The sequence below is a fragment of the Flavobacterium sp. AC105 genome, from assembly GCF_979258495.1.
This window is the reverse complement of the sequence record NZ_OZ409860.1, coordinates 2524874-2548608: the sequence shown is the minus strand read 5'-3', so window position 1 is coordinate 2548608 and position 23735 is coordinate 2524874. Positions and strand designations below refer to the sequence as shown.

Annotated in this window: 18 protein-coding genes; 14 read left to right on the top strand and 4 right to left on the bottom strand. The window is 31.7% G+C overall.

Annotated elements, in window-relative coordinates; genetic code table 11:
* Positions 1-6: 6 nt before the first annotated feature.
* From ACZ0AH_RS10670 to ACZ0AH_RS10660, 3 genes are all read right to left on the bottom strand, one after another.
* Complete coding sequence (locus tag ACZ0AH_RS10670; protein ID WP_463475785.1) at positions 7-1122, bottom strand: FAD-dependent oxidoreductase; 1116 nt, start codon at positions 1120-1122, stop codon at positions 7-9.
* Between the two features lie 115 nt (positions 1123-1237).
* On the bottom strand, positions 1238-3265 hold the full coding sequence (locus tag ACZ0AH_RS10665; protein ID WP_463475784.1) for a tetratricopeptide repeat-containing sensor histidine kinase: 2028 nt from the start codon (positions 3263-3265) through the stop codon (positions 1238-1240).
* A 96-nt stretch (positions 3266-3361) separates the two neighbouring features.
* Positions 3362-3601 carry a hypothetical protein gene (locus tag ACZ0AH_RS10660; protein WP_463475783.1) on the bottom strand — a complete coding sequence of 80 codons (240 nt, stop codon included), beginning with the start codon at positions 3599-3601 and terminating at the stop codon, positions 3362-3364.
* A gap of 99 nt (positions 3602-3700) precedes the next feature.
* On the opposite strand from ACZ0AH_RS10660, the gene ACZ0AH_RS10655 reads away from it, so the two are divergent.
* The 4 genes from ACZ0AH_RS10655 (at position 3701) to ACZ0AH_RS10640 (ending at position 6024) form a co-directional block, all read left to right on the top strand.
* Positions 3701-4369, top strand: coding sequence for a response regulator (locus ACZ0AH_RS10655; protein ID WP_463475782.1), 669 nt, complete (start codon positions 3701-3703; stop codon positions 4367-4369).
* Between the two features lie 386 nt (positions 4370-4755).
* Positions 4756-5040 (top strand): hypothetical protein, encoded by a 285-nt coding sequence (locus ACZ0AH_RS10650; protein ID WP_463475781.1) that lies wholly within the window; start codon positions 4756-4758, stop codon positions 5038-5040.
* Positions 5041-5042: 2 nt separating this feature from the next.
* On the top strand, positions 5043-5495 hold the full coding sequence (locus tag ACZ0AH_RS10645; protein WP_463475780.1) for a CHAP domain-containing protein: 453 nt from the start codon (positions 5043-5045) through the stop codon (positions 5493-5495).
* Between the two features lie 37 nt (positions 5496-5532).
* Positions 5533-6024 (top strand): hypothetical protein, encoded by a 492-nt coding sequence (locus ACZ0AH_RS10640; RefSeq protein ID WP_463475779.1) that lies wholly within the window; start codon positions 5533-5535, stop codon positions 6022-6024.
* Positions 6025-6986: 962 nt separating this feature from the next.
* Here ACZ0AH_RS10640 and ACZ0AH_RS10635 read toward each other — a convergent pair.
* Complete coding sequence (locus ACZ0AH_RS10635; RefSeq protein ID WP_463475778.1) at positions 6987-7460, bottom strand: hypothetical protein; 474 nt, start codon at positions 7458-7460, stop codon at positions 6987-6989.
* Positions 7461-7698: 238 nt separating this feature from the next.
* On the opposite strand from ACZ0AH_RS10635, the gene ACZ0AH_RS10630 reads away from it, so the two are divergent.
* From ACZ0AH_RS10630 to ACZ0AH_RS10585, 10 genes are all read left to right on the top strand, one after another.
* Positions 7699-7839, top strand: a complete 141-nt coding sequence (locus ACZ0AH_RS10630; protein WP_463475777.1) for a hypothetical protein — start codon at positions 7699-7701, stop codon at positions 7837-7839.
* Positions 7832-8128 carry a hypothetical protein gene (locus ACZ0AH_RS10625; RefSeq protein ID WP_463475776.1) on the top strand — a complete coding sequence of 99 codons (297 nt, stop codon included), beginning with the start codon at positions 7832-7834 and terminating at the stop codon, positions 8126-8128. Before ACZ0AH_RS10630 ends, ACZ0AH_RS10625 begins: the two co-directional genes overlap by 8 nt.
* A gap of 119 nt (positions 8129-8247) precedes the next feature.
* Positions 8248-8448, top strand: coding sequence for a hypothetical protein (locus ACZ0AH_RS10620; RefSeq protein ID WP_463475775.1), 201 nt, complete (start codon positions 8248-8250; stop codon positions 8446-8448).
* Between the two features lie 189 nt (positions 8449-8637).
* Positions 8638-8880, top strand: a complete 243-nt coding sequence (locus ACZ0AH_RS10615; RefSeq protein WP_463475774.1) for a hypothetical protein — start codon at positions 8638-8640, stop codon at positions 8878-8880.
* 769 nt (positions 8881-9649) lie between these two features.
* A complete protein-coding gene (locus ACZ0AH_RS10610; protein WP_463475773.1) occupies positions 9650-11815 on the top strand; it encodes a hypothetical protein in 2166 nt (721 codons plus the stop codon).
* On the top strand, positions 11815-14769 hold the full coding sequence (locus tag ACZ0AH_RS10605; RefSeq protein ID WP_463475772.1) for a hypothetical protein: 2955 nt from the start codon (positions 11815-11817) through the stop codon (positions 14767-14769). The genes ACZ0AH_RS10610 and ACZ0AH_RS10605 overlap by 1 nt, the downstream gene beginning before the upstream one ends.
* Before the next feature lie 8 nt (positions 14770-14777).
* On the top strand, positions 14778-15131 hold the full coding sequence (locus ACZ0AH_RS10600; protein WP_463475771.1) for a hypothetical protein: 354 nt from the start codon (positions 14778-14780) through the stop codon (positions 15129-15131).
* A 41-nt stretch (positions 15132-15172) separates the two neighbouring features.
* A complete protein-coding gene (locus ACZ0AH_RS10595; RefSeq protein WP_463475770.1) occupies positions 15173-15703 on the top strand; it encodes a hypothetical protein in 531 nt (176 codons plus the stop codon).
* Positions 15704-16362: 659 nt separating this feature from the next.
* Positions 16363-21468 carry a hypothetical protein gene (locus tag ACZ0AH_RS10590; RefSeq protein ID WP_463475769.1) on the top strand — a complete coding sequence of 1702 codons (5106 nt, stop codon included), beginning with the start codon at positions 16363-16365 and terminating at the stop codon, positions 21466-21468.
* A 60-nt stretch (positions 21469-21528) separates the two neighbouring features.
* Positions 21529-23727, top strand: a complete 2199-nt coding sequence (locus ACZ0AH_RS10585; protein ID WP_463475768.1) for a hypothetical protein — start codon at positions 21529-21531, stop codon at positions 23725-23727.
* The last annotated feature ends 8 nt before the right edge of the window (positions 23728-23735 follow it).

Below are 23735 nucleotides of genomic sequence, written 5' to 3'. Positions count from 1 at the left end.
CCGTTATTAATAAAATTTTCGGAAAGAAAAGTCAGGATTATGCATTGCTATTTCATTCGTGGCTGTTTCAAGTTGTGCTTCAGTGGCATAAACAATCATTTTTTGTTCATAGTCATTGATCGCATCTTCTATGGTTTCGAATTTTTCGTTGGTTAGATTATCCGATAAGATTAAGGCATCCAATAATCCTATATTTGCACCCTGACCGGCGAATGGCGGCATTATATGTGCAGCATCTCCAATAAGCGTTATGGGCAAAGGACGATTGTTTTTCCAGGATTTTTCTATCGGAATTTTTCTGGTTGGCCAAATAACAAAAGATGATGTTGAACGCAATAACTGTTTGTAAGTTTCATGCCATTCTGAAAATCGACTTAAAAGAAATTTACTAATACTTTCATTATTCTGAATTTCCTGATCCCAATTTTCCGGTTTTTTAAAGATTACATTGTAACTTAATACATTGCCGTTTTTAGGATTTGCAACTAATAAATTTCCTTCGCCTGCAATCATTAATATGTTATCATTGCATAATTTGTAGAATTCAGGACATGTAGTTTCGGGCTCAGATATTTCACCCTGAATAATCAGAGTTCCGGTATATTCAATTTCTGAATCTGTAACGTATTTTCTCGCCTTCGACATTCCGCCATTTGCTCCAATAACGAAATCTGCTGTTACACTTTTTTCATTCTCAAATTGCAAAACCCATTTTCCGTTTTCTTCTTTTAGATCTGTAAATTTTCTATCCCAGACCACTGTATCCTTTTTGAGGCTATTTAATAATAGTTGTCGCAAATCGTTTCTGTTTATCTCAGGATTATCGTGTTCTTCTTCGGCAGAAAGTTTTTTAGAGAATAAAATTTCACCATTTTTGTCGGCTATAGTTCTTCCCATTGGCTTTGCCATTGCATAATAATTTTCAAGCAATCCGGCAGCTTTCATGGCGTCTTGTCCCGTACCTTTATGCAGATCAAGTGTTCCGCCCGAAATTCTGGTTTGTGCGTTTGTGTCTCTTTCGTAAACCGTTACGTCAATTCCTTTTTGCTGCAGTAATCTTGCGAATGTCAGACCGACTGGTCCAGCGCCAATAATGGCTATTTTTTTATTTTGTAATAACATGATTTCATTGTTTAATTCTGAATACAAAATTCAACCATGTTTATACATTAGGATTGTATAAATGCGACAAAATCATTTTCTGATAAGCAGTTATTTAGTAAAACTCTTTTATAAACTAAATATTAAATTGTACTGTAATTTCTGTTCCTAATCCAATTTTAGATTTTATTTCGAAATTACCTTTTAAGGAATTTGTTCTTTCTTTAATATTGGATAAACCAATTCCTTTTTTGACTGTATTAACGTCAAATCCGATACCGTCATCAATAATCGATAATTTTAGAATATGATTATCAAGCAATTCAACTTTTACATCTACTTTTTGTGCATTCGAATATTTATGAATATTTAAAAGTGCTTCCTGAATTATGCGGTAAAAATTTATTTTATAGATGTTCTGAATACTTTCCCATTCAAAATTTTCATCAACTATATAATTAAATTCTGTTTTACTGATATCTTTTTGATCCTTTATTAAATTGGATAATAAGGTATTAAAATCGCTGCTTTCCAGAAAAGAATCGTGACTTAAATCATGCGATATCATTCTGATTTCATTCTCGATATTCTGTAATTCAAAAATATATTGCTTTCTTTTTTCGATAGTTTTTTCATCAACTTTCGAATTAAAAAAACCTAAATTCATTCTTACGCCATACACTTTGTTCATTACACCATCGTGCAATTCTCTGGCGATTTTGTTTTTTTCTTCTTCTTTTGCACTATTAATTTTTTCGTTTTGCTGGCTTAGAAGCTGGTATATTTCGTCGCTGTCATTTTGCTGCTGTTTTACAAAACGCAATTCTTTGTTCTTATATTTAAGATAAATGAAAACGAAAATTCCAGACAAAATCAGGAAAAGTCCAAAAGAGAAAATTAAAATATAAAAGTTTTTTCGGGTCAAAACCTTATTTTCGTCTTCAACACTTGCCGTTTCATATTCTATTCGGGCATATTTGTTACTAGTCCTGCTTTGAATACTATTTATACTATCGCTAATATTCATGTATTTATTAGCATAAAATAATTTTTTCTTATCTATTTTGGCAAGCAGCTTTAATGTGCTTAAAATTTCATTTGTATTTCTTATATCAACTGCAATTTTATAAGCTTCTTTTAAAGTTTTTAAGGATTTTAAAGTATCATTTTGAGATAAATAAAATTCTCCTAAATGAATTTTTTTATACAAAATATCAGAATTATACCCGAGGCTATCCACAATTTTCAGAGATTCTAAAAACATAGATTCTACATTTTTATATTCTTTATTTTTCATTTTAGAATAGGCCAAATTTGATAAAACACTAGCGTATAAATGTGGCCATTTATTTCTTAAATCCTTGGTTAACAATCTGCCTAATTCTTTAATTGATTTAGAATATTGTCCTTTTAAATCATATAAATTACAGATATTAATAACAGAAGCAACATTAAACGTAGTTATTTCATCAATGTCTGTATTATTTCTCTTGAGCATTTTTAAATTTACTAATGCCAATTTATGATACTTTAATGCCTGATCATATAAAAAAAGTTTTTCTAAACAATTACCCATCAAAGTATTGCAAGAATATTGCAATTTTATATTATTTGAATATTTTACATATTTCAATGCTTTTGTTACTTCGACTTCGCATTCGACAAATCTTCCGTCGTAGAACAAAACATAGGCTTTGTTAAAATGAATTCGGCCTAATTTTTTATAATCATGAATTTTGAGATATATTTTCTGAGCCTGCAAATAATAGTAATAAGCGCTGTCTTTTTGCGAGTTTTCATAACAATCTCCTATATAACAAAGAGATTTAGCAATTCTGGAACTGTCATTTTCTTTTTGCGATAATTTTAAAGCAATTAAACTAGACGTATATGATTTCTTTAAATTATTTAAATAATAATATTCTTCTCCGGTTTTTAAATACAATTCCCTGACGATCGAATCATTATTCTGATTTTTTAGAAGTGCAACTATAGAGTCTAAATACTTTTCTTTTCCAGATCCGGAAATTGTATTATAATGTTCAGTATTAAAATTTACACTTTTCTTAGAAACCGGGATAAGTTGTTTCCTCCCCAATACAATGAAGAAAATTACTGCAGTTATAAGAATAACCAGATGGTAAAATTTTAAACGAAACTTCAAAATAATATTTATATAATGGAGTTCAAATATATGTAAATAAAAAAGACTACATACTTCGATAAAAAGTAATATAGTCTTCTCTAATTAATCGAAGCTTTATTGTTTTCCTCCTTTTGGATTAAAAGGATCTCCTTCTTGTTCTGTTGCTTGTAATCTATTACTAACACTCAGGGAATCAATTACTTTTAGTTTAGCATCTTGTTGGATATCAGTTTCAACTATTTTTATGTCTTTTTGACTAATCCCGTTAACATCCTGATTATCATAATCATCTGTTGTACATGAATTCAATAGTAAAACTGTTGCAAAAATTATAAGGAGCAATTTATTTTTCATAGCATTTTTTTTATGTTTTTGCAAAAAAACATTCAAAAAAGTGTTATTTTTTACGGTTTTACCGTAATATTGCGTACTTTTGCATAAATTTCAATTAAAATGCCACTCAATATATTGATTGTAGATGACCATCCTATGACGGTAGATAGTTATGTAAACCTTCTATCGGACGAATGCTTTGATACAGTCGAACCTTTCTTTCTTAAACAGTATAATTGCGAAAGCGCTTATAAAAAAATAATACTGCTTGAAAAGCAAAATGTTAAAATCGATTTTGCAATATTCGACGTTAACCTGCCTCCATACGAGGAACTTAATATCTCTAATGGTATTGATTTAGCTTTATTAGTTAGAAAAACGCATCCTGACTGCAAGATTTTACTGCTAACCATGCACACGGAAGCTTTTATTGTAAACAGAATTATAAAAGGAATATCACCGGATGGATTTATTTCTAAAAGTGAAGTCAATTTTGAATCGTTTCCTACTCTTTGCAAAAAAATTCTATTAGGCGAAATTTTTTATAGTGATGAAATAATTAAGTCACAAAAAAAACTGATGCAGAAAAACTTAGATTGGGACGAATACGACAGCCAAATTTTAATCCTGCTTTCTCAGGGCGTTAAAACGGTAAATATTCCAAATCATATTCCGTTATCGATGAGTTCAGTTGAAAAAAGAAAAGCAAATATCAAAAGTCATTTATTGTTAGGAAAAGGCGGCGATACTGAATTAATTAATAAAGCCAGGCAATTGGGATTTATATAATACAACTTCAAAAGTGTTCAGAATCCAGGAACACTTCACTTATAAGCAACACCAAAGTAATACTTACTTTGGTGTTTTTTTTTGGATTTTTTTTATCGGATAGCATACAATGCAGCTTTCAATAAATAGTATTATTGAATATATCGGCTGCAAAAACCTCTTAAAAGAATCGCTTCGTTTACTTGCTTTACAGCTTTGTACAGTTTCGGAACATAGCTGTTCAAGTGGTGTACATCTATTTTTTCCAGAAGAACTTTCTGCCAATCTTTGTAATCTCAAAAGGGAACAAATGAAGTAATTAAGATGAAAATGAAAGCCCCAGCTATTGAAATCAAACGTTGTTTCCTAATGACAAGAAATTATTGAAGACTTATAATAAACATTGAATGGAACAATTTATCTACCCAACTCTTACCGCATTTTTTGCCGCTTTTATTACCTGGTTATTCTCGATGAGAAAATCATTAGCTCAGGACAGAGCTGCCGAACTTGACAATGCTGTAAATGCAGTAAAATATTATCGCGATCTGCTCGATGATATTACAGCCCGATTGACGGCTGCGACCGAAACCATTAAAAAAATGGAGATACAACATAGAGAACTAATGGTAATCAACCAACAGTTAGTTGATGAGTTACAAAAATTCAAACAATTAAACGGAAAACAATAACTATGACCTTAGCTCAAAAAACATTAGAAATTGCTATCGCGCAAATTGGCGTACAGGAAATTCCAAAATACAGCAACTCAGGCCCTGAAGTTGAAATTTACCTGAAAAGTGTAGGACTTACCAGAGGATATTCGTGGTGTATGGCCTTTATTTATTGGTGCACCCAGAATGCTTCGGCACAAACCAATTTAAAAAACCCATTGAAGAAAACCGGAGGTGTATTGGATCAATACAATTCAAGACCGCTTTTGGTACAAACTATTCCGCAAGAAGGCGATATTTTTATCCTTGATTTAGGAAAAGGTTTAGGCCACACGGGAATAGTAGAAAAAGTAGCTGACAACATTATTCATACAATTGAAGGAAATACGAATGATAACGGCAGCCGTGAAGGTTATAAGGTTTGCAGAAGAAAAAGAGAAATCAAAACCGTAAAGGGATTTCTAAGATTGTAAACTAAGATCTGTATCATCAAAAATTCAACTAAATCATATGAATAGAAGTTTAAAACGAATTGTTTTTTTGTTTTTTTTAGTCTTAGTTCTGGTTTCGTGCAGCAGCCCAAAACCAGTTCTAAGCGAAAACAAAACGCATACTGTTACCATAAAAGAAACATTGCATGATACTGTTTTTACAATTGAAAAAGACAGTAGTTCATACAGGGCATTATTAGAGTGCCAAAACGGAAAGGTAGTTTTTAAAAATGTTACTCAAGCCGAACCAGGGCGTAGCTTAAAAAGCCCAAAGGTTCGTCTTGAGAACAATAAACTAACTGTCGATTGTGAACTTGAAAAACAAAAGCTTTATGCTTTTTGGAAATCGCAACAAGTTAAAGATGTAGAAGTTAAAAACATACAGACAACAAAATTCATTAATTATTTAACCTTTTGGCAAAAAGTACAAATCTGGTTAGGAAGAATTTTAATTTTTGTATTGCTATACTATTGTTACAGATTTGCAATGAAATTTAAAAATCCTTTCTAGGACAAATATTTAAAATTAATTCTAAAATTAAAACCTGCTATCTGCAAAGAGGTGATTTATTGTGGCCACAACAGGAGCGGAAAAATATTGTAAATCTCATCTCTGGTCCTACAAACAATTTCCGGGACCAAATGTAAAATACTTTATATAGAGTTTGCATAAAAGTGAAATCTTATCACTGGTTCCGCTCCTGAAATCATCGGGTAAAAAAATATAACATCAGGAATTGTTATCGAATTTTGTTTTTTAAGACTGATTTTGTAGAGGAAGTTTTGAAGAATTTGGTAAAAATGACAATTCCGATTGCCGCTAATCGATATTGGCAAATCATTGGGGAGTTTTGTCCTTAAAGATTGCGGCATTGATGTTATCAACTTATCATGGTTTATTGTTCCTGCAGGTTTGTAACAAAGTTACCTCAGGAACAAAAACCAATTAATTTCATTAAAATTTATGTTGACTGTGTCAGCAAATTTTCAATCCAAAACAACTCATAAATGTATTCAGATTGATGCTATTTGAGATCATAATTTTTATGATGCAATTTAAAAACGTGTGATTTTAACATTTAAGGGTTATTCTTTTGAAAAAGTTTAACCCTTTTTTAATAAGAAAAATAACAAAATGTAGGATAAAAAAGACATATTTATTTTTTCGAATTCCAGTATATTCTTAAAAAGAGCCAAAAAACTGACAATTATAAAAAAAAAATACTATAATTAACTCTCAAAATGACAAATAGTTAGCTTTTTTGAGCACTAAAAAATGTAAAAGATATTTCGGTTTTTACGGGAAACCTCAAACTTTGAATTATGGCGATTCCGAATTTTACTACATCAAACCTAAAAACATAAACAATGCCCCCAAGAAAATTAGAATACATCAAATTATTGCGTAAATTATTTCTGGAAGGAAAAATTTGTATTGAGCTTTTGGAAGCTCTGTTAATTTGCGAAAAGGAATCACTTAACTGATTTAGTTGATTTCTTTAAAGAAAGATTTTCAATCTCATCAATGATGTTTAGCCCGTCCTCAATCTCTTTTGCGTTCTGGGCTTTATTTGTAGGGAGTTGTGTCGTCAAAAATGCGATTTGATTTTTATAAAAATCTATTTGCTCATTCTGAAATTTTAATTTTTCTTTTAATAAATCATTCTCTGATACTAACATTTTATAATGCAATGACTCTTTATCATCTGAATTTTTATCTGCTGCATTTTTAGATGTATGTTCAGTACTTTTTCCTGCTAAAAGAAAATCGAAACTTATTTCGAAAACTTCATGCAGTTTAACTACGAAATCAAGTTTAGGCAATGTTCCTTTCCTGTAATTACGAATATTGGCTTCACTTGTACCCATCGTTTTTGCAAAGGCACTATTATTTCCTTTGTATTCTTTAATGGCTATGTCATTAATCTTTTCATTTATAATACTCATAAATAACGTGTTACAAAATAATATCGAAAAAAGTTTCGTTTTTATTTGTTTATTCGAAATAAGTTTCGATATTTGTTTCGGATTTAAAAACAAAGTTAATAAAAATTAATGGAGCATATTAACAAAGTTCGTCGAAAAAAATCAATACGGCAGCCTTGCTAAAAAGTGTAATTCACTGATATATAAAAAGTCTTTGTTGACATAAAAGAAAATACTTAATCTATAACGACAATTAAAAATGACAAAATCTCAAATAGAGGCAAAAATCCTGGAATTAGAAACCTGGTTAATAGAAAACCCACATAGCTCTGAACGTAATTTAATAGAATCAGATTTAAACAAATTAAGAACCGTATTATTAGATAAAAGTCATGAATAATATTGAAATAAAAAACCGAATTGCAGCGCTTTATCTGTCACTTCAATTTTGTACCGAAAAAATAAAAACATTTACGGTTGGCGAAAGAATTTGCATGAATCAGGAGCGATTTCAGTGGCTGCACATCCTTTCTAATCCGGAAGCTGAGCCAAGATTAGTTTCCAATTTAATTGAAACAAAAATACAGGAAACTATTAATTTAATTAAACTATATAACTATAAACCAAGTAGTCAGGATCCTTTTGATTACGAAAAACCAGAAACCGATTTATTAAATGGAAACAACTAACAGCATCAGTACCATATTATTATTAGTTTTTTTGCTAATTATTACAAACCTCAAACCTATTCTATTATTTCGTGAATGGCTTAATTTTAAAATAAACACAACCTTTAAACAATACAAAAATGAGCGTAAAGATAAAACCGATTACAGATCATAAAAGCTATGAAATAAACGGCCGCTTGATTTCAAAAGATTTAAATGGAAACTGGATTTATCAAGCGAATTTATCTCATAAAGAACTTCATGCTTTTGCTCAGTATGAAAGTATTGTTATTGAAAATCCCCGATTCAAAAAACACACCAAAGCAACCTATAAAGGTTAATTCTATGCCTCTTAGTAATTCTGTCATTTCTTTGATATAATTAATTCTTCACTCGCCTATTTACATTCATTATTAAATGATTACATCGTTTAATCGCACAAATTGTTTCAAAGATTTCTTTAAAACAATAAGGACAACTATGCTACAAACTAAACACTAATTCAACTATAATAATTATCCTTTAATCTTATGTCAATATCAACAAACCGAAGTCTGGGCACGCAACGAAATAAATTGTTACGCTATAAACTCATTAAAGATCTTTATTATAAACACAAAACAGAAGATATTCCGACAACGGTTGTCTGGCGCAAATACATTTGTCCGGTCTACCCTATTTCACGCACAACATTGTACGAAATTCTGTGTACTGCCGTAACTATCGAACTAAAAAAAGTTGAGGACGAAATCAAAAAACAAGCTAATAGTTGATTAGAAAGTCCATTAGATTTTCAATAGCACAAATCACTTTTGATGATTTTATAAATAATCAGTCATTCACTTGCTTTACAACTTTGTACAGTCTTAGAACGCATGAGTACAAGCGCTTTGCAGCTATTTTTTTAACCCCGGTTTTCGGTTAATCTTTGTTCTCACAAAAGTGAATAACCTCAAATAACAAAGCAAAAACTCTTCTCTGACATTTTATAAAATCAATCCTAAAACATGACCAAAAATCTAAACCGAATTGTTTTTTTGTTTTTTTAGTCTTAGTTCTGGTTTCGTGCACTAGCCCGAAACCGGTTCTAAGCGAAGACCAAACAAAAACAATTACCGTTAAAGAAATTTTACACGATACCATCTTTAAGATCGAAAAAGACAGCAGTTCTTACCGAGCCTTATTAGAATGCCAAAACGGCAAAATAATCCTAAAAAATGTTACTCAAGCCGAACCAGGGCGTAGCTTAAAAAGCCCAAGGGTTCGCCTTGAGAACAATAAACTAACTGTAGACTGCGAATTAGAGAAACAAAAACTCTACGCTCACTGGAAATCCCAACAAACTAAGGAAGTCGAAGTAAAAACAATCAATACCACAAAATTTGTCAATCAATTGACCTTTTGATAAAAAATGCAGATTTGGTTGGGGAGGATTTTTTTAGTGGTGGTGATTTTCTATATCACTAGATTAATTTTCAGATTCTACAGGTTGCTTTAAAAACCATAAATACAAATTTTTAAATAATTTCATACTTACAATATATGTCTGCACCGTCTCATTTTTTCACAGATTCAGGAGGCTTTACACAAAGCCCGGCTCAATCTTTTGGACCTGTTAATAATTCTGAATTTAACCTGACTTCAAAATTTAGTGTCACTACTCCGCAAAAAGCTTATTCGATCTGTAAAGGAGTTGTTTTAGTACAACCACAAACAGGAAATTCAGATAAGGTAAACGTTATTCTTCGTCCCTACAAACAACCTTTTCCGGGATTGAATGTAAAATACTTTATTTATCGAGGTTTAAAAAGAAGTGACTTCTTTACTACAGATACTGATCCTTTAGTAAATAAAACTGATGGAACACCTTCTGATTTTATTACCAAAATAAATATTGATTTTGATGCTTTTCATGGAGGCCGAAAAGCCGCAGATGGCGTTACTGATTTACCGCCACCTCCATTTACAGCCAAATTTATTGGTTACGATGAAAGTATCACAGATTTAACAATTCCGCTATATGCGTTCTTTTTTAAAGAATCAGAATTTGTAGCAGCTGATAATACTTTTGATGAAAAGGATGATTTTGAATTGCCTATGATCGACATTGGTAAATCATTAGGAAGGTTTGCTGAAGGCGAATGCGGAATTGATGTAGTCTTAAATTACGGAGATTACAAACATAACTTTGATAATGGTGAATTTCTTTTCAATTTAGAATATGCCCGTAAAGCTGAAGCTAAAATTATCCTAAGCGGTACTGATATAAATAAAAAATTATTACGCGAGCAAAGTACTCAATTTATTGATATCGCAGCTTTCTATGGCTTATTTGTACCGAAAGAGAGTGTAGGTATCACAACATCAGGAACGCTAACTGAAAAAAAAGGTTCTGAAATATACAACAGCATTATTAGCAAATTTGCTACAAAAAACAACTGGTACATTTATATCCAAAGTGATCGCACACGTAGTTATGACTTTTATGGTAATTACAAAATAAATTCACCAGGAGTTAACAATCTAAAAACGGGATTATTTGAAGATGCAACAACCAAAATTGTTCCAATGACGGAAACGCAATACGGAACTTTTGATTGGCCGGTTTTAGTCAATACACAAGAACAAGCAACCTCAGTTACGACAAACAACTTGTATTTGCAATTAACAACAGATAACAACAACAATGTTGCACTATACGGGCAAATTGGAAAAATAGCTAACGCACAAAAAGATAATTTTATCAATGCTGATGGTTTGCGATTACCTCCTGATGAAGATGGTAATTATCAGCTTTTAACCTCAAATGTACAGCTTACAACTCCTGCCATTGCAGGTCAAAATATTGCAACACTAAGTATATTACTTTATCAAGGAATAATTAATACTTACGAAGCTAAACAGGTTTTAGATGAAAATAGTAACTTGATTGTACAATTGGGACAGGCAAACTTTTTTGACGATGTATTTAGTTTAATATCTGCACAGCCTTTATTGAAATTAAGTGGTAATACTAGTTTTTCAAAAATGACCTCTGAAAAATTGAACCTCATCAACGAGTTTTACGACAGAAAACAACAAGGTGTTTCCGTAGTACAAACGTTGACTGTAAATGATGTTATCGAAACTGGGATTGACGAAATTACTGCAGTAGATCGGGTAATCTATCTTACTGAAGCTGGCGATGTCATGAACAATGCTGTATCTGCAACAGGAAGCACAACACCAGATACAAAAACCAGTGCTTCTGCCAGTGGTGCGGTAACCAAAAGTAAAACGTACGAATTACCTGAGCCCTATTATTATAATCTAAAACAATTTACAGATAATAATCAAACTATCAACGGAATAACACTCAAAACTCTTGATGGATCGACACCTAACAAAATTATCTTGGGATTAACCAAAGTAGAAAACGAATTTATAAAAGCAAAAATTACTCCTGACGTAAAAAATCCACGTCTGTTTTTGATTGACCTATTTGAAGATGGTAGTGAATTGATTTCTCCTGAGAATATAAAATACCAAAAATACAAAGTAGCTATTGTAGCTGAAAGTTCAAATGGTGAACGAAAACTTTTTGAACCTGACACAGATGTTTGGGTTTATTCACTCGACAGGAAATACCACTTTAGTAAAGACTATTGTGAATATGTAAAAGAAGACCCGAAAAAAGAATTAATGTTGGATTTAGATTTATCTTTATAATGGAACAAGCTGCAATTTTAAAATCAGGAAATGTTATCAAACTAACTGGTTTAACCAATCCCAAATATACTATATATGGCTTTTTAAATTCATTTGAAGCTGTTATTGATGGAGTTACAAAAAAATTCAAAGAAACACTGGTAACTGATTTTAGAGAAGAAGATCAAGTAGGACAAGTAAATAAAGATGTAGTTGGTGGTTTTTATGAAGAACAATTTTTCTTAGAATATCTTATAGATAAAAATAAGCTTTACCAATTAAAAGATCATAAATATACTTTTAAATTTGCCACGGCAGGAGATGAAATAATTGTTAGAAAATTAAAAGTCGCTTTACCATATACTGATTATTGTAAAATTGAAACCTATAAATGGATCTATCAGCCTAATATAGAAGTTATTGATTATGGAACCTGGCAAATTACTATTCCTTCTGGAGTAGTTCCTAATCCTCTCGAAGGAGAAAATGTACAATTGAGTACTACTGCTATGCAATTTTATACTCAAAAAATCGGATTATTTGTAACTCCACTTACTGATATAAATGATAAACAATCGAAAGCTTTTCTATTTGCGAAAATTGGTATTTTAATAAACTCAATTGAAAAGATATTTAATTTAATCGAATTAGATACAAATACTGATTTTGGTCAATATATAAATAGTCAAAAATCCGAATGGAGTACACAACCAATTTTTGTAAATCCAAGTGTTGCAGTCTTAGAAGACTATATGAGAAATTTAACTAATTTCTATAACAGTTTTTATGCGAATCAAATTCTAATTAAAAAAGCTCCTAAAAAAGAACAATTTTATTGGCTAGCAAAATGTCTATCAGCCGAAGCATTAGCAACTGTTCCTACGAATGATAAAATTGACTTACTAAAAAATATAAGTGGTTTTAAACAATACATGACAGAACTTAATGGTGGAGAACAATTAGCTTTAAAAATAATTGAATCTTTCACTTTTGACTCTGTTTCTGCATCAGAGAGAAATGATTTGCTATATGCGTTAATGCAAATACAGGTTTATCAAATTTCAAATGTTTATAAACAAAAAGATACTTTTGATACTAAACAAACCCTTTTTGAAATATTGTATTCAAAAATTGATGATGACAGAATCAGTAGATATACTATTGGTCCACTAGAATATATTGTTGGTTTTCTAAAAACTAATGACAACAGGAAAAAATTTATTCTAATGTTATACAAAATATGGAAATCCTCAATGTATAACCCAAAATATGCTGACCCGTCTTATACATTACCAATAAATGTTTTTGGAATATATCCTGAGTCTTATTATATGAAATTGAATACTGAAAATGGTAATTCAAGTGCTTTATCTGCTTTTTATAATCCTGAAACTTCTCCTGCATTATTGGTATATAATGCTTCTAGTAGCAGTTCGACTGATTATTATATGAGAACAACAGGAACTGACTACATATTAGGTGATCTCGAAGGAAAAAAAATAAAAATTCATCAAAAACAAACAACTTACACAATAGAAAATTCTTCAAAAGAAAATAATTTTCATACAGATACTTTTACATCATTATACGGTACATATGAATTGTATCAACCAATTTCAATTGTAGGTTTTAAACCAGATTTAGATTTAGTGGAAACTTTTAAAGATCCTGAGACTGGGGTTAACTTAAACGATCCTTTTCCTAACATACCAGTATTCTTCTTATATTATATGCAAGATTATAGTGACTTAAAAAAGCTAGATTTTGGAATTGTTCTTGTGGCTGAAATTGCTTTAAATTTAACAGGTGTAGGAGCTTTAAATGATTTAAAATATTTTGGCTACTTGTCTAAAGCAAGGTCAGTTTGGACAGGAACTGCAACAGCATCAGAAACTGTATTGTTTTGGAAAGCAGTAGAAGGAGTAAATGCTACAGTACAATTTACAGCAGATAATTTATCAGCAATTAATAATTATTCGAATAACACAACAACAGATCCAGATGTAAAAGAATTCACAGATAAAGTAAGTGTATTATTTGACATTCTAACAATTGTGTCCTTAGGTACTGACCCAATTATGAAAAGAAAGCTTACTAATGCGGCGGCTGAAGTAGTAGCGCAAGAGGCTAAATTACTATCGTTAGGAAAGAGTCATGGATTAAGTTCAGACACTATGGATGCGATTAAGTCTATCTGTGATATTGAAACTTTGACAGATTTGATGCAATTAAAATTAGAAAATTTACCTTCATATGCAGGAGATAATATTTTAACTAGATTTAGTACTTTTACAAAAGAGGAAAAATATGAATTTTTCGCCAATTTTTATAATATAAGTAAAGAGGCTGATTGGACAAAAATGAATGTTCAGCATACGAGAATAGTAAATGGTATTACTCAACAATATAATCTCGTAGATATTTGGAAAAACGAAATTAAATTTTTAAAAAATCAAAGAACTATTGAGCTTTTAGAAGGGTTTCAAATTATAACAAATGAAAGTAGATTATTAGAACATATTCATAAAGGTCATGGAGGACTAAGTTCAGGAAAACCATGGGTAACCGGAGCACACAACTTAGATTTGTTAGATGGAGTAAGATGGAGATGGGCAGATGAATCTTCAGTTTTGACTGATTCCAAAGGGTATAAATATGGTAAAATACAAAGAAATATGTCAGATAAGGGATGGACTGGTGGAAGACCTCCTACGCCTTGGAAGACTAAAACAGATGAAACAACATTTTGGAAAAAATTTAGTAATAATCCCGCCGAAAATATTCAGCGTATAAATGAAGAAATGTCATTAGCATTCTCAAATAAGAAATTTACACGCTTTCAATATGATCGCGATGGTATAACAATAAAATCAGATATTTTTCATGGCTTTGCAAGTGATGGTAAAGAAATTGAAATAATTTTAAAACATGGAACAAATCAAATAGTGAGTATATATCCAACTTTTACTAAATAGTACAATTTATGAGCGCATTAGAACAAAAAAAAATAAAATTTATAAATAAAATAATTGATGGTAGAGTTTATAAAATTGCTACAGGTGGTATTGGACATATTCAATCAATAAAAAGTATTGATACCTTAAACAATTTTATCAACATGACAAATACTACTATTAATGGAAACTTTAGTAGTATCGATGATCCAGATGTTAGTAGTAGCTATGAAGTTGCATTTATTACACCAAATGGAATTGAAATAATGGATGAAGACGTTGAAAATGTCGTTGACTTAGTTCCTTTACAAGAATTTAAAGAAATATTAATCGGTTGGAGAGATTTTTTATTGACTCCACCATTAAACGGAGCTAAGGTTTAAGATATCTTACAATAAGATTATTTTTAAAAAATATCACAATAATGAAAAACGAAAAAATTATAGAAGTTATTATTGACAAATTAAATGATGGTTATGATGATTATGAAATTGAAAATTTTTTAGAACGACAAGAAATAAATTTAAGTGAATTTGACGCTTTAATTGAAGCAGCTAAAAATAAAATCTTAGAGTATAAACTAAAAACGTATCCCAAACAAAATAAATTAGCATTCATTGTTTCTCTATCTTTGTTCATATTGTTTTTTCTTTTTTTCCTGATTATCATACCATTATTAAATGTTGACAACGGAATAATTCTTCTTTCAATCTTAGGAGCCTTTGCTATCAGTTTATCTGGATTTTACTCTATACTTTATTACAAAAGTTGGGAGAAGAATTTTATAGAAAAGGTAGGGAAACCAAAATTAAATCTACAAACCTATTTTTTGGTTTCTAGCTTACCAACAGTTTTGTTTTATTTCATAATTTCCTGGAATTTTTTAGAAGGCCCTGGACATAACCTTTATAAATTAAGTATAACGACCAAAGTATTAAAATTGCTTTTCCATTAAGATACACATATAGTCTAAAAACTGCTTTCCCCTCTTTACAACTACAATAATTAAGTAAAAGCAAATTTCACTTACATCAACCCAAAATTTAAGCCTCAAAAAAGGAACTTGTCTTCACAAGTTCCTTAGGTTTTTATTGGGAAATTTTATCTCTCTACATAAAACTATTAAATAAAAGTCATCTACAAAAAAAGATTTATAATAAAAATAAAAGTGGTAGAGCGATAATAAAACTGTTTAATAATTTAAACAGAAAATCTTAGTATAACAAACCAAAAAAGCATTTTTTTTCAAACCATTAAGGAACTTACACTACAAGTTCCTCAACCCTTTTATTGTCTAATTTCTGGAGACAAACCTAATGCCTCTTCCGCTTACTTTACAACTCTGTAAAGTCATAGAACATCCCTGTTAAACCACTAAGCACAAATTTTTTAAACATCAAATTTAGGCTGACTTTTACAGTATCAAAAGGAAAAAACGCTGAAAACAATCAAAATTAGCAGCTTTTTGAAGTAGTATTTAAGCCCGAATAAATTGTGGCAAACCCTATAAACCGAATAAATGGATTAATTATTTGATTGCACAGATTGGTGGTAACAACTAAAATTTAATCATGCAAAATACGAACAAAAATTAAAGTCAAAAAAAAATAGAATATGCCAACTAATCCAATTACAGCGGTTCCAATTCCTACAGCTACAGCAAGATACTATCCTCGATTATCTGAGATAGTCACTGTAGATGATTTACCCGAATTTTTGTCATTTGTTGAAAATGGTTTAAATGCCATTTTTGATAAAATACATTATAAAAACTTACAATACTCAAAAGGTTACCGTGGTGACTCGGCCTTTTATAGTCTTGATATCGTAACGAGCAAAAAATTGGCTCTTCCATTACCTTTTGGTTTAGGTCTTGTACTTAATCCTGATTTGAAAGATGGCGATTCAGACATCTCGTCATTTCCGATCACGCTTGAATATCAATGGGAAATCCTGGCATTTATTAAAACGTTTAGTTCTCGTAGTTTTTCGTTTTCACTTGAAGATTTTTATGCTGTAGGTCTACAAGTTTTCCGTATCAGCGAAGAGCAGGTAATTGCCCACATGCTTAATATTTTTGTTGAAGCTGCTGACGGAATTACAAAATACGAACAGCTTTTAAAGGACATTAATGATTTAGAAGCCATTACTCAAGATCCAACATACCAGGAATTAGAATTCCCTACAGGAGTTGAGCAATCTATTTCAAGTGTAATCTCACTTATCAATAATAATCCAAAAATTACAAAATCAATTCCTTTGCTTTTGTTTGCGGTTTATATTTTAAAATCAGATTTAAGCGACACTAAAAGCAAACTTCAGGAATTCTATAATATTATCGCTCCGGATGGTATCGAAGCTCATATTAGAAGAATTATCACGCCAAAGGCAAAAGCGACTCTTGAGTTAAGTGCCGGTATTGAATTTCCTCAAACTATTTTAAGACCTGTTGCCGCAGATGGTTCTGCTTATGGAAATGCTACTACAAAATCAATATTTGTATTTGCTAAAGCACAATTGTATGCAGATACAGAAGCTGGTATTGGTTATCAGGTAGAATTGGCCGGTACATTAACTCCGCCACATGCCATGATTGGCAATACTGGATTAATTCTTGAATTAGACACTTTAAAAATCGATTTAAGCAAGAAAACCAACATTCCGGAAGCAGATGCAGATGGACGCCCAAATGATTTTATTGGGGTTTATGCACGTGCCGTTTCAGTTACTTTACCTTCAAAATGGTTTCACGGGGATGACGAAGTTCAAGGAAGTACTGCTGCAACCTTAAAAATTGGTGCTTCTGATTTATTAGTAGGTACAGGAGGTTTATCCGGAAATATTTATCTGGAAACAGTACCTCAGGTTACAGGTGGTGAATTTCATTATTTTGATGACAAATTCGATTTAATTTATCCAGTCACGATGTTCAAAAAAAATGAAGAAAGTGATAAAATAGAAGAAAAAGAAATTGCTGATTATGAAGAGTTAACTACTTTTTTACTAGAATTAAAAGCTGCTAAATTACCTTATACTTTTAAGTATCCGTTAGCATTAAAAACAGTACCAACATTAGTAAATGCAAATGTAAAGGCCTCAACTCCTTATACATTTGACAATGCTAAGGACTATCAAAACTTTTTGTCGCAGCTTATTGAAAATACGCTTTGGAAAACCTTAGGTTCACCTAGTAAGGGATTTAAAATAGGTTTCAATAAATTTGATATTTCGTTTAAGCAAAATAAGGTTATTGGTTCTAATATTAAAGGCCAATTAATCCTGGAAAAATTTAAAATAAAGCAACCAAATAAACCGGATATTCCTTTTGTCGCCCATCTTGAAGGGCATTTATTTGATAACGGTGACTTTAATCTTACTGCTTCATTTAATAAAGATAACGAGCCTAGAGCAACGCTATTAAATGTGGTAAACTTCGACTTTCATAGTTTTGAACTCGGAAAACAAGATAATGATTATTACATAGGAACTTCTTGCTACGTATCTTTCCCAGACGGATTAATTAACAAATTAACAAAAGGTCAGGGTTTTGATATTGAAAAACTTCGTATTTACACGGATGGTAGTATTGAAGTAGAAGGAGGTTCTATCCCAATTCCTATTAGTTTACCTCCGCTGGATCTTGGACCGGTTCAAATGTCGGTAACCAATATCAATTTTGGTTCAACTCAAATTAATGGTCGTAAATATAATTTTTGGGGATTTGATGGTGCTATCAGCATCAATCCTTTAGGATTAGATGCGCGTGGGGAAGGTATTAAATATTATTATAGTACAGAAGAAGGTTTTAAAGATTCTTTCATTAGAATTCAGACTATTGAAGTCGATTTGATGATTCCCGGAACAGCTACGCCAGAATCAGCTATGGCTATTATTCATGGTATGATTTCGCTTCCTGAGCCAGGAAAATCTCCAGAATTCATGGGAGAGGTTTCTTTAAAATTACCAAAAGCTAAAATTACAGGAAGCGTTGGAATGCGTTTTGCACCTAAATATCCTGCCTTTTTAGTTGATGCGAGTATTGAATTACCTACTGGTATTCCGCTTGGATTTGTTTCGATCACTGGTTTCAGAGGTTTATTAGGATTTAGATATGTGGCTACTAAAAAAGCTGCCGGATTAACAACAGATAATTCGTGGTACGAATTTTATAAACATCCAAAAGCGGGAATCAACATTAGAAAATTCAGTGGTCCACCCGACTCTTTACAATATGACTCACCATTTTCTATTGGAGCTGGTGCAACCTTTGAAACTACAGGAGGAAGTATTTTAACACTTCGAGCCATGCTGTTGCTTTCTCTTCCTACATTATTTTATATTGAGGCAGGATTAAGTGTTCTTGGTGACCGATTGGGACCTATCGAGAAAGATCAAAGTACACCTCCGTTTTTTGCAATGGTTGCCTTTGGAGATGATTCATTAGAATTGGCTGCCGGAGCAGATTTTCAAATGCCTGCAGCTGGTGGAGAAATTATTAAAGTACATGCTTTATTAGAGGCTGGGTTTTTCTTTAAAAATCAGAAGCCATGGTACATTAATATCGGATCTAAAAAAGATCCAATTACAGCGACAATCTTAACCCTATTCGTAGCTAAAGCATTTATCATGCTGTCTGGTAAGGGAATTGAAGCCGGTGCCAGATTAGACTTCAAACTGCAGAAAAGCTTTGGTCCTGCAAAAGTCAAATTATGGGCTTACTTAGAAATGGGTGGGAAAATTTCGTTCAAAGGTCCTCAAATGGGTGGTTATATTGCTGCCGGAGGAGGAATTCAGATTAAAATCTGGATCATTAATGTTGAAATTGTTTTAGATACCATATTCTCTGTAGAATCATTTAAACCATTCCTAATTTATGCTAAACTAGAATTAAGTGTACGCGTTAAAATTGGTTTTATAAAAGTACGCAAAAACTTCTTAATTGAACTGCAATGGGATATTAACAGAATTGTAGACCGCACGCCATACAGCCCACTTCCAAAAGGAACATATGGAGATGTTAATGACAATAGAACTGCCGATTCTGTAAAAGGGGTACATATGCTTACCAATCAGGCTTTCTTACTTAATTATTTCGATCAGAAGCCTGTTAATATAAATGGAATTACTAGCAAAATTCCTTTAGATACATACATCGATATTAAAATGGCAAAAGGATTATTACCAAATAATAGTCTTTCTAAAATAATTGGTGGATATACTGCCGATGCGAAAAATTATACCGATATAAAACCGCCTGAAGCAACATCAAAAGCGGGTAGAAAAATTCGTCAGGTAAAACATGAATATGCTATTGAATCTATTGGAATAAACTTCTGGAACGGAAGTACCTGGGTGCCTTATCATCCTTTTGAAGCCGTTCTGCCAGAAAGTTCTTCAACAGATCTTGTAAAAGATATACCTTGGGCACAATGGCAAAAAGTAGCTGATCAATACGATAGTATTCGTGTATTGGCAACCAATCCATTTTCATTTTTAAGTGCAGGTGAACCTGGCTGGCATGCTCCGGAACAATACGGAATCACGCCTTCTAAGTTATTCTGTGTATCTGATAAGATTTCTCCGGAGTCTACCAATTTCTTAAACAAAAAAATTGGAAAACGTTATTATGTTCCAACTCAATATGAAGCAGATAAAATTAATGGATTGTTCTTTAAACTCGTTGGAGAATCTCCGGAAATTGTAGACGGCCAACTTACAGAGGGTGATTTTATGAGCATTTCTGCAGAAAGCAATCCTTTTGGTTTTAGAAGATCTCTTTCATTCAAAAACTATGATAAACTGGAAATTATTTTCCCTGAGTCTGCGATCGAACCAACTTTAAAACTTACAACGCATGCCAAAACAGTAAAAATCAGCGCTTATACTTCTGTTTTTGACGACAAGGACAAGTTAGCTCATTATGAATTAGTTCAAATCAGTAAAACTGCCAACTCAGCGGCTGTAAATGAATTGACTTATACTAAAGCTGAACTGCAAACTGCAATAAAATTATTCGACAATCAAAGTGATGTTTTATTAAAAAAGAAAATCGATAAAATTGTGATTAGTCCTGTTGCAGCAAATGCCGAGGGTATTTTAGATGTTAGAAATAAAATTGCTGCTTTATTCAACGATACTTATGCTTCAACTGATGGCGAATTCATCGTATCTGAACCTAGTGATTTGGATGCATATGAGGATTTGTTAGCACAATTGGCAGTATTAAAAGCTGATGCCGGTAACGATAACCCAACCGGAACTTCTGAGCCATTGACTTTCACTCGTTTTTATGGATATAAAGGAAATGCTGTTTATTCGTTTGATAAAATTTTCAAATACAATGATACTTATTTAATTTCATTTCATCCAACTCCAAGCACCACTGTTATAGCACAAATTGATCCTAAAGGAAATCTGTTAAGAGAGCGTTTATTGAATGGTTTAGTAACATCAATGCAAGTTGTAAATGATAATTTAGTACTTACTCAAGCTTTAGATGCTACTCAGTGTAAAGGAATTGGTGAAGCAATTATCAATGATAATTTTGTAGTAGGCTGTGTAAATCCTGCCGCAACAACTGCCATTATTGAACTTGATTCTGAATTAAATACAAACTTTGGAATGCAGTATATGAATACCTATTCTACAGGTTTCAACAAATTGCTGCCATTGTTAAATAATGAATTGCTTTGGATTAATACGCTGGAAACTGAAACTTAAATTAACTGGGTTAACGGAACTGATCGTTCTATCGTTCATCGTGTAAAAATCGACAACGAAGTGGCTATTAAAGTTCTTCAGCATAATACTACTGATTTCAGTCTGATTACAAAAAATAAAAAAATCATTCGCTTCAGTATTAATGCAACGACTAGAGCAATTGCAGTAACGGATACAAAATTAGTTTCTGAAGCATCAATTTCTGAAATTACAGACGCTGTAATCGCAAATGGCAAAGTCTTACTTACCGTTAAAATGACAAACGGAAAATTTGGATTAGCTCAAATTGACGGAACAAATATCAAAATTGTTAAAAACGATATCATTTTTGATTCTGCTGTTTCTTTATCTAACAACACTTTGGCTGACAATTCGGTTATTGCATACAATCAAAAATATTTGTTTGTTTTTAATACTTCATTAGAACTTACAAGATTAATTGAAAGAGGAAGTGCAGACGATAATGCATCTATTATTGGGATTCAAAATGAACCTTCGGAGAATGAAATTTTAATGCTTTCTTCTAAACAAAATGAAAAAGGAATTTATTTCTCTTTATTTAATGATCAATTTGATAACTGTTCTTTACATCCCGCAACAACTGTTTCGGTTGTTTCATCTGCGTCTGCTCTTATAGCCTCGACTGCAAATCGTACAGAATTAGATATTGTTAGTAAATATGAATATAAAAAAGCACCAAAAGTTTCAAAATTATTAACGATCAATAGTATTATTTGTTCAGCCGGAGGAAATTCAGATGAAGACAATGAATTAGATTACACGACTTATATCCAACAAATTGAGTGGTTAAGCAAGGAAAGTACCATGCACAATTTAACCATTCCGGGTTCTGATGCTGTAATTGCAGATAATAAAGCAATGGAAGCTGCCATTCAAAATACGGTTCAGCCTATTTGGAGACCAAATTCAACTTATTGCTTAGAATTTACCTTAACAGACAGAGTAGATGATAAAGACACCACGAAGTTTAATTACTATTATGGTTTCAAAACCTTAGGACCTGTAGGCCACTACCCTGTTGCGGATCCTGTGGTTCCTGCTGGTCAGGATGCACCTGCTAAAAATGAATTAACCGATTTATCAAAATCGCCATTGACTTCGTTAAGACAATATTTAGATTACAACCGCTCCTACCCTAATGCTGATGGAAGTTTATTACTTTCTAAACCTTCATTCTACGGGAATGAACAATGTAAAGTGTCGCTGTTCTTTAAAAACCCATATGTGTACCATATGCTTACAGACTGGAGGCCTTATGGAAATAAAGAAAAAATTGAAGGTGTTGTAAATCTTATTATCAAAGATCCTTTAAATGATGTTCTTATTCCATATCCGTTACCAACAGAAGCGACAACATATCCTAAAGCAGAATCAGGTAATGCAGCATGGGTTGATGACAATGATCCAAGAATTCCTTTAAATATTCAAATGTTGCAAAACATGATTAAAGGAAGTCCTAATCTAAAATGTGAAATTCAAATTGGAGATGCTTTAAAACCAAAATCATATGGATATGAGGTAAAATTAACTGATTTAAAACCTTCAAAATTATATACTGTTTTAGTAAATAATTATTTTGATGATAATGAAAATAAAATTCAGGATAAAAATGAAAATGTTCTGATACATCAATTCGGATTTCAGACATCGCGTTACAAAAATTTCGCAGAACAAATACACAGTCATGTAATTGAAGAGAAAGATGAATTGGGCGCTGTAATTAATTCAAGAAAAGCATTATTTGATGTTAAACTTAGTTTAGTTCCAGATCAAATCCAGGCTTTATCTGATGTTGTAGCTGGACTATCAAACACTTTAAGTGATTCTATTGCATTGAAATACCAACATAAATTTGATCGTGCAATCGAGGGAATTTTAAAATTATCTCCTCTTGATCCTGCTCAAAGAACCGAAGTCAATCGTATTATCGATACCAATACCGGTGATGTCGTAGCGCTTTTAATTCGTAATCCTGAACCTTTTAATATTCCTAAAATTCCATTAGAAGAAATCAAAGATTCTATTTCGGTAGTTGGTGGTACTGGATATACTGTACTGCATTCTAAAGATTATTCTCAGGCTTTAGTTATGCATACGAGTAAAAAAATCACCGAAACTAATTTGGACGTTCAATTTGATTACAGAATGTGGAATGATCAAGCCAGTATTCCGTTGACAGTTTCTGCTGACAAACAAATATTGTCAATAGCATTAGAATTAGAAAATATAAATCTTTAAAAAACAAT

Excerpts from the sequence above, each read along its gene's own strand:
- ACZ0AH_RS10670 (WP_463475785.1), bottom strand. The coding sequence starts at position 1,122 with ATGTTATTACAAAATAAAAAAATAGCCATTATTGGCGCTGGACCAGTC.
- ACZ0AH_RS10660 (WP_463475783.1), bottom strand. The coding sequence starts at position 3,601 with ATGAAAAATAAATTGCTCCTTATAATTTTTGCAACAGTTTTACTATTG.
- ACZ0AH_RS10655 (WP_463475782.1), top strand. The coding sequence starts at position 3,701 with ATGCCACTCAATATATTGATTGTAGATGACCATCCTATGACGGTAGAT.
- ACZ0AH_RS10650 (WP_463475781.1), top strand. The coding sequence starts at position 4,756 with ATGGAACAATTTATCTACCCAACTCTTACCGCATTTTTTGCCGCTTTT.
- ACZ0AH_RS10645 (WP_463475780.1), top strand. The coding sequence starts at position 5,043 with ATGACCTTAGCTCAAAAAACATTAGAAATTGCTATCGCGCAAATTGGC.
- ACZ0AH_RS10640 (WP_463475779.1), top strand. The coding sequence starts at position 5,533 with ATGAATAGAAGTTTAAAACGAATTGTTTTTTTGTTTTTTTTAGTCTTA.
- ACZ0AH_RS10635 (WP_463475778.1), bottom strand. The coding sequence starts at position 7,460 with ATGAGTATTATAAATGAAAAGATTAATGACATAGCCATTAAAGAATAC.
- ACZ0AH_RS10630 (WP_463475777.1), top strand. The coding sequence starts at position 7,699 with ATGACAAAATCTCAAATAGAGGCAAAAATCCTGGAATTAGAAACCTGG.
- ACZ0AH_RS10625 (WP_463475776.1), top strand. The coding sequence starts at position 7,832 with ATGAATAATATTGAAATAAAAAACCGAATTGCAGCGCTTTATCTGTCA.
- ACZ0AH_RS10620 (WP_463475775.1), top strand. The coding sequence starts at position 8,248 with ATGAGCGTAAAGATAAAACCGATTACAGATCATAAAAGCTATGAAATA.
- ACZ0AH_RS10615 (WP_463475774.1), top strand. The coding sequence starts at position 8,638 with ATGTCAATATCAACAAACCGAAGTCTGGGCACGCAACGAAATAAATTG.
- ACZ0AH_RS10610 (WP_463475773.1), top strand. The coding sequence starts at position 9,650 with ATGTCTGCACCGTCTCATTTTTTCACAGATTCAGGAGGCTTTACACAA.
- ACZ0AH_RS10605 (WP_463475772.1), top strand. The coding sequence starts at position 11,815 with ATGGAACAAGCTGCAATTTTAAAATCAGGAAATGTTATCAAACTAACT.
- ACZ0AH_RS10600 (WP_463475771.1), top strand. The coding sequence starts at position 14,778 with ATGAGCGCATTAGAACAAAAAAAAATAAAATTTATAAATAAAATAATT.
- ACZ0AH_RS10595 (WP_463475770.1), top strand. The coding sequence starts at position 15,173 with ATGAAAAACGAAAAAATTATAGAAGTTATTATTGACAAATTAAATGAT.
- ACZ0AH_RS10590 (WP_463475769.1), top strand. The coding sequence starts at position 16,363 with ATGCCAACTAATCCAATTACAGCGGTTCCAATTCCTACAGCTACAGCA.